Source organism: Vibrio thalassae, assembly GCF_900089835.1.
GTDB lineage: Bacteria > Pseudomonadota > Gammaproteobacteria > Enterobacterales > Vibrionaceae > Vibrio > Vibrio thalassae.
On sequence record NZ_OANU01000047.1, the window covers coordinates 46,452 to 54,429 of the forward strand.

General features: G+C 43.8%; 5 protein-coding genes and 1 pseudogene. 4 read left to right on the plus strand and 2 right to left on the minus strand.

Annotated features, from left to right (window positions below):
• Positions 1-310 precede the first annotated feature (310 nt).
• Genes VTH8203_RS14135 through VTH8203_RS14145 form a run of 3 tightly spaced genes read left to right on the plus strand, consistent with a single transcriptional unit; the run spans position 311 to position 6,093 of the window.
• Positions 311-889, plus strand: a complete 579-nt coding sequence (locus tag VTH8203_RS14135; RefSeq protein ID WP_096994255.1) for a hypothetical protein — start codon at positions 311-313, stop codon at positions 887-889.
• Entirely contained in the window at positions 882-3,104 is a 2,223-nt protein-coding gene (locus tag VTH8203_RS14140) for a hypothetical protein (protein WP_096994256.1), read from the plus strand. Before VTH8203_RS14135 ends, VTH8203_RS14140 begins: the two co-directional genes overlap by 8 nt.
• Complete coding sequence (locus tag VTH8203_RS14145) at positions 3,097-6,093, plus strand: tyrosine-type recombinase/integrase (RefSeq protein ID WP_096994257.1); 2,997 nt, start codon at positions 3,097-3,099, stop codon at positions 6,091-6,093. The genes VTH8203_RS14140 and VTH8203_RS14145 overlap by 8 nt, the downstream gene beginning before the upstream one ends.
• 33 nt (positions 6,094-6,126) lie before the next feature.
• Here VTH8203_RS14145 and VTH8203_RS14150 read toward each other — a convergent pair whose 3' ends face one another.
• Complete coding sequence (locus tag VTH8203_RS14150; RefSeq protein ID WP_370739236.1) at positions 6,127-6,852, minus strand: DUF6933 domain-containing protein; 726 nt, start codon at positions 6,850-6,852, stop codon at positions 6,127-6,129.
• Between VTH8203_RS14150 and VTH8203_RS14155 the strand changes: the two are divergent.
• Positions 6,820-6,924, plus strand: a pseudogene (locus tag VTH8203_RS14155) (IS66 family transposase); the annotation flags it as partial. The gene VTH8203_RS14150 and the pseudogene VTH8203_RS14155 sit on opposite strands and share 33 nt — an antisense overlap.
• Positions 6,925-7,262: 338 nt before the next feature.
• On the opposite strand, the gene VTH8203_RS14160 reads toward VTH8203_RS14155, so the two are convergent.
• Positions 7,263-7,670, minus strand: coding sequence for a hypothetical protein (locus VTH8203_RS14160; RefSeq protein WP_096994259.1), 408 nt, complete (start codon positions 7,668-7,670; stop codon positions 7,263-7,265).
• Positions 7,671-7,978 lie beyond the last annotated feature (308 nt).

Sequence of the window (7,978 nt, forward strand, 5' to 3'; positions counted from 1 at the left end):
AGATATTAGCAAACTTAAAGGCACAGCTACGAGGGGTGGATTAATGTGTTATGAATATTAGGAGATGTAACTGAAGAAGACTTGGAGCGTGCAGCGGGAATCGAACCCGCATCATCAGCTTGGAAGCATTACACCCACTCAATTTTTTATTGGCGAAAAATTCTAAAAATTTTTAATTTCAATGTGTTATTCAACCACCCCCTATCAAATCTCAACCCAATTTTTGACCATTTTTGATCGAATATTTTAATTTTGAGTCTCAGTTAATGTACACTTATTGTACATTTTGTGACTTAAACGAGTGTTTGAAATGTCTCATCTTTTGTCGAATCGTTCAAAAAATCGATTAGAATTTTCGATTCATAGTGCTGCCCTACCCGCCTTTTCGTTCTTTCATTCTCGGCAGTTTTGGGTGGATAAAGCGGTTATGCAGCAGTCGTCTTTAGATGAGATTAATGTCGGACTCACGCTTCAGGCCGTACGCATATCAAACAACAAAATCGCCATTATCTCCGGATTTGAATCGTTCAGTTTTTCATTAACAACACTGAAGCTCGTCGACTGCGAAGTACTTATTCACGATGAGATGAGTGATGTTGAAGTCGAGAAAAGAGCTTGGTTGGCCGTGTTACGCACCATGCTTTCCTCAATCGACAACAAATCAGCAGAAGACTTTCGTCGAGCACTTAATCAACAGGTGCCAAACACAATCATTAAATCTCTTTTTGATAAGAATAAATTGAGCCAAAAACAGCTCTCCGTCATGACACACTCTTCGAGAAGTTCTCTCGCTCAGCAAAACGCAAAAGCGCAAACCCTACAAACGCCGTCCAGTGAAGAACCTTCGATTTTTGAGCAGCTGTTACGGGAGACAAAACGAGATGTTTGAGGGCGTAAAAGAGCGGTTTAAACACAAGAATATCGAGCGTTTTTTGAGGAAACTCTTCCCATTCGATGAGAGTCACAATGCCCTTCTCGCAACCGAAGTCATTCGGCTATGTACCATCATCAGAGAAGAATATAGAAACGAGTTCCCCGAAATCCCCTTTCTTGTTTCAGAAGCCCAAAGAATACAACGCCCGCAAGTTTCGGCAAATTTGCACGACATAGTCATCTCAATTTCGAATAATAAGAATCTTGGTGTCCACTATCTGCCTGCTTTCTTGTCATCCAATCTTTTACTTACTTCCTATGACGGCAACAAATTCGATCAATACAAAGCGCTGACTTTTTTGTCCGTGGCGCGTCTTTCATTTATTGGCACGCATCAATCTAAAATCGAAGCAATCTGTAATGACGTCAGGTTATTTGCCAATGGTAAACGAGAAACGATGGCAGCTTACTTGCCAGACATTGAGCAACTCAATTTTCACCAGCTAGTAGAAGCGTTTAAAACTCTTGTTGATGAAGAGAATGAAGATCGTCCCCCGAACCAAGTGGTCGACAAACTTAATCACTATCGCCGACCCTATGAGTCCACTTTAAACTACTTGGACGGCTACAGCCGTAATGTTACTGGCAGCGAATTCAAAAAAAGTGGTCGCCTTGAACAAGGTGAACTCAAAACACTCGATGACGATGGTGAAGAGGGGTTATTTGAGCTAACACAGTTCAACGAAGGCCCCAAATCAACGAGTCATAGCTGGCAAAAAGAAGACCACCACGGTGAGAGCAGTCGAACGACAAGTATAGTCAGCAGCTATACCCATAATCAACCGAGCTATGCAGCTGGGGCATTGCATGCTCGCGCCATTCAAGCTCGTATTGAAAAGAGAGACATGAGTCTTGCTTGCGATATAGACAGTGCGACTATTTATGAAATAGGTGCCTTGGTTCGCTATTGCATGGAACAAATCAGCACCAATTCAAACACTTTGATGGCAGCCAAGTTATTGCTTGTTATGCTATTTAGCGGCAGTACCTACACCCAAGCAAAAAAGCTGAAAAGTAAACGCTCCTCGCACCGAAAGCTCGTAGGCTTTTGCCGAAAGCACAGGCTGCCTTCTCAAAAGCAGCGTGCTGAGCTCCTACCCCTTCTGAAAAAAACCTCGGAAGAGTTTTGGTTGCCTTTACCGCAGATTGTCTGTCAGAGCTTGAGCAGCCTTACTTTCAAGGGTGTGGAAGAAACGGAGCTGAAAGGGTTGCTCAGTTACATTAACAAACGGCATGTTACACATCTAACACTGAGAAAAGTTACATCCTATCTCAGACAGAAGCTGTCGCATGAAAATGTTGAATCGACCATTATTGCTTTGCTTACAGGTGAGCCAATTAACACCATACCTGCTGTGTTTTACCTACAGCTTTCTGATGGCTACCTACTTCAAACATACAACCGTTACTTGGACTTCCTATCACACTTAACCCCAGCTCCCTCCGCGTTAACTCTGTTCGATGAAGCTCCCAGCCCTTCATCGCTTGGTTCACCCCTATTTATTGAAACGGATGTCTTGTCTTCATTGTTTTCACACCTTCAGTCAAAACTGAACTCAAAGCAGCCAAAAGATGAATGCTTCCATAACAACATCACGATTTACACTCAGCTTATTCTTGCGATTGCATCAGGCTATCGCCCCGTCACCGGTTGGTTTGGAAAAATCACGCACCTATCGCTGCAAACAGGCGACTATTGGATTTCAGACAAAGAGTCCGGTATTGGTGATAATAGCCGCGTCATCAAGCTTCCAGACATCACGATTAAAATCCTCGACAACTATTTGAGCTATTGCAAGCGACGAGTATTACAGCTCGCCAACACTCAACCGGAACTATCACTCGAGTATAAACGTTTACTCACAGGGGAGACTCATCTCTTTTTCTACTTAAGAGAAAGTCAGTATGAGCCGTGTACACCATCAAACTACACATTTTTCATTGACTCTGTCTTCCCTCTCCAAGCCAATTGGGCACGGCATCACGCTCGGTCACTATTAACGGCAAAGGGCGTTGACACCTCAGTCATTAACGCCTGGATGGGACACATGAATCAATCGAAGCGCAGTTTTCACGAGTTTAGTACGCTCACCCGCCAACATATGGTGACGATCTCACACATCCTTAACGAACATCTGTTAGATATTGGTGTGGAGGCCACATATGACTGAGATTGGTGTTGAGGCTCGCCGTAAAAATCGACTGAACCAGATAGAGCGAGTCAATCAAAAAGCACAGCAAGTATTTGAGAAATATTTCCCGAACCCAGTCATAGTACCGAAACCAGAACGTTTTTATAAAGATTGGGCGAAGTTCATCGATGACATCACCCACATATTTGGGCGAATTGGCGATTACCGACGTGCCTTTAACATCGGTGTAAAAAACGTCCTCAGTTATCAAAAACTCCATAACTGGAAGGTCAGCCCTCCAAGTTACATTGTCACTAAAAAGTCACCTAAACCACTTCGCACGCTCGATTGGATGCAGAATGCTTGGAAAGGCTATGAGTTCTATCAACATTGGTACTTCAGTGAGCTACTGAAGTCGCCCACTCAATCCAAAGAGCAAGCTTTTCGGAATCTCATACTTTCGCTCATCTATCATAGCGGCCAAGCGAATCCTGATGTTGTAGACGCCTTCCAACGATTAATTGTTAGCTCAAACGTCAAAGTGGACCATTGGAATTACTCGCCTTTTATTAGCGTGACTATCGACTCTGAACGCTTTAACACCAATGTTGATGTCGCGGGAAATAAAGTTACCCAATTTCATTGCTACCTTCACCCGATTACGCTTGGCTTACTGCGTTTATGGAAACGGTGGCGGCGCCATAGTTGGCATGCGCCTAGAGATAGAGGCGAGTTGGGCACCATATTGACAAGAAATCAATGCGACCTGACTTTCAGTCAACTTTGCCAAACCTCGGTATACGTGGCAGAAAACCAATCTGATTTAGCGATCAGCCAAGCGCTCATTGAATACCAGGTGAGCAAAACAAAATCTTACGGTCTTCCGCCGAGCAATCTTGCCCGCTTGATTCACCCAATGGTCTATCCATTGACGGATATCGACTTTACCTCCGCTTCGGCTTCCTCAGATTCTGAGTTAAGCGCAAAGAATGCGACACCAATATCACAACACCTTGAGCTCTTTGACAAACTAAAAGCTTGTTTGCGCCCCAAAGGAACCCTCAAACCAGTGAGCAAAGCAACACTCAAGCAAAGCCTGGAAACGTTAATAGCGGAAATATCGAGTGAAGAAGCAATAAACCAGCGCTTACTCATCCAGTGGTATCGCCACAAGCTAGACTCTTGCAGTGTCGGCACCTTAAAAGCGTACCATTCGAGCCTAACACGCAAATGGCTTTACCTCAGCGAAAGATATCAACTGAATTCACTCAACAGTGAAGAATTAGAACAAATCTATAAGCAAACCATCGACAGCCACACGACAGTCAAGTCAAAGAAGTACTTTGCTGGTCGACTCAAAGACTTACACGCTTTTGCTGTGGAAGCCAATGTGCTTACGCCTATTTCGAGTGACTATTTACACACTGACCCTACGCAAGCCCATACTCGCGCCGCATTTGTCGATGAAGCACTATTCACAGGTCTACTTAACGGTATCTCTTCTACTGAGGGGCTAAATGAAGCCGATAAGCTGTGCCTTCAATCAATGTGTATCCTCTCCTATCGATGTGGTCTACGACTCAATGAGTTGGTCAAGTTACGAATCAAAGACATTGAGCCTTCCAGAATTGGCTGGCTTTCCATTCGAGACAATCACCTCGGTCAAAACAAAACCGCGGCAAGTTTACGTAAAGTACCGCTCTACCCAATGTTGCTTGAGCACGAAACCAAAATCATCAACGACTATTACCATATCAAGCAGGAACAACAGCTTGGACAAAAACACCCCTTCTTTTCGCTTGGTGCCGACGCAAAGCTTCCAGTAGATAGCTTTCGAGTGTCTATGCTTGTCGGGGAACTGCTCAAGTCCCTTTCCCAATTGAACTATTTTGTGTTTCACCACCTTCGCCATAGCTGTCTAAGTAGGCTGCAACTTATCTTGGAAGTCGATGACTTAAGATCACTATCCCAACAGTTATCCCCATACGATAGAAGCCAGCTCCAGAAAATCAAAGGCATCGTGTTTGGACGATCGGCCATGAACGGCTACGATGCCATCGCCGCTATGGCGGGTCATGAATCGCCACGGATGACCTTTGAGCATTACTTCCATTTTTCTGATTGGATCGTTGCTCAAAAACTGAAAGAGATCGACTTTTCACTTCCTCAAGGCGCAATGAGCCAAGTGGGCTTATTGCCTCAAAGGGTCCCACTAGAGAAAAGACTCAAACGATATGTCCTGCCTTACTTGATGAAAACGCTCGCTATTCAAGAGCTATCAACCAACATAGACAATGGTATTGTTCCCACGCTCCATATTAAAAAAGATAGAGAAGTCCAATCCTTTCCGATTTGCCAAAGTGCTCTAGAGCTTTATCAGCAAGGTTTTAGTCGTGAAGACATTTGTGCGAGGCTAAGAATCACCGACGCAACACTAAACAAGTGGATCAGCAATGCCAAACACATCAAAGCATTTTCCACGGAGTCGGCTGGTCAGCAATACTCCCGTCATTTTTCTAATGCCCGCTCGACAAAACTTCTGCCCTCAGCACTCAAAACTTCCATTGAAATCAAAACGCAGAATCAATACATAAAGGATTTGAAAGAACACTACCACCAACACCATGAAGCTATCGTCGATACCATTACGTATGCCCTCAAGCACGCCAGTGTTTCTCGCTCGGGTATTCATTTCAACTCACCCATTGAGTTGAGCAAGTTTCTGGCGACAACCCACTTATTTATCCCTAAGTCGCACTGGCGCGCGGCAACGCAATACCTCGATAGCAGCATAAATAAATCGGAATGGCTCGGTGCCCTCAAAGGTATTAAAACGTACAAGGAGAGGAAACCATCAGGTCGTAGTAAAAAAGCACAAGGGGCAGTTAGGTTAGAGTTAGCACACCCTGGGTCACGAATGAACAACCAGTCAAAAACTAAGCGGTCATCGCCACTTTTGCTGCATTTGTTCCATATGATGGGGATTATGATGATGAACCTAAATGGTGGGGATGAATCGACCTCCTAAAAGGAACACCTATTTAAGATGCTAGGTCTCCACTTAATGCTTAACGTCACTTTTGAAAGCAAAGAGATCAACCACGTGATCTGGGATGGTCGCTTTTTCTTGTGAAGTCCCATCCGTCATCGAGGCCGCGACCATTTCCATTTGTGCCTGGATTTCCGCTATTTTTGCTTCATCTTGAATACTATCTATCATTTGACAACGTAGGGAGGAGAAAAACGGACGAACTAGCCGCAATTCATCGTCGTGCAACTGACCATAATGGCTTGCCCACTGCAGGAACATCTCTTCATCGGGACAGAAGTAATCCTTACTTACTTTAGTTTTGCGAAGCAAGCTATTCACCCACTCGTCAAACGAAGCGGATTCAAACTCATTATCAGGCAGCGTACCCACTTGATAAACGCGGTCTTCGAATTGCCAAGCTACATCATTGATATGGCTTTGCACGCTGCGATCGCCTCGCTGGCAAAAATAAGGACGTGGATGGTGAGCAGGGAAGCAGTTAAACATCTCACGAAAACTGTCATCCTCGCCCCTCCCTAACTCTTCCATAAAGAAGTGAAGGTTGTTAAACAGGCGCTCGACAAGTAAGTTCGTAAATTCAAGCCAATCCCCCTTCTTCACGCCGCAAAATACCATCGCATAACGCGTATGTACATGCATTGCTACAATCACTTTTTTTCGCTGGACCTTGATGACATGCACAAGCCACTGTGAAATGGGCTCAAATACCAGTACGCGATGCCACTTTACCGCCAAGAGTCGCTGTTTACCCAGTCGGGAATCGAGCTATCACGAACCACTATGGCCAGGTGGGTTATCCAAGTGTCGGGATACAACAATAATGTTTGATCGGTTTTGCACTTAAAACTGGCATGGATGGCCATTTTTAAAGCTAAAGTTTGATCGTTTTTCAGAGATTTACCATTTCCAAAGAGCAAAAAAATACAATAGAGATTGATCGCTTTTAAGCTCGTTTTTGGACAATTATAAGCTTCGGAAAATCGAACATTAGCAATTAATGAATAACTTCAGGTATGGCAAAAGTCTCTTCTATCGGTGTCTAGTTTGGCTGGAACAGATCAGTCTAAGTATTTGAGTGAACTTAGCCGAGCAGACCACAGGTTAATGATTTAGCCCTCTGAATTTAGGGAGCAAAGCCCTTTTTACTATTCACCATTCCACAAATCAAGAAAGTTTATTGCACCGAAGCTATCTAGACTAGTATTCGTAACTTTATTATTAGGGACTAAATTTACTTCGGCATATAATAAGTAGCTATCAAAAGAAGGAACTTCAAATACGTTAAATAGGGACTTTCCGACGGACTTTTTAAACTCCAATAAATCACCTAAATGTTCATTTAGTTCCTGATCTAATGCATTACTGTAGGGACGAATCATTCCGTAAGCAACGGATTTATATAATTTATCGTCGGCTCGATCGACTTGGTTCAATACCCAACTAATCTCCTGAAACGAATAATCGTATTTCTTCCCAAATTTGCAACATAGTTTAGGCGCTACATCCTTCGCCACTGACTCGATGTAAGCCTTTTTATTCGTAAAGTCAAACATAGCATTGACCTCCTCGCTAAGCAGTGCACTATCAACCTGATTATTCAAACTGAGCCCGAATTAGAGTAATCTTATTGTAATATAACTCAATCACCATAAACTGTCGGATAGGCGGCACCTGTTACCAGGTGCCTCCCTCCTCAGAACCGTACGTGCAACTTTCACTGCATACGGCTCAAGCCTCCACAAAGGCACCGTTAAGCACCCAGTAACAATTACCTTTGCGATACACACACAAAGCTTTAAAACTGTCCCAATGGCCACTTAATGAGTAAGAAACCACGGTTCGTTGTCAGAAGACGCACTAA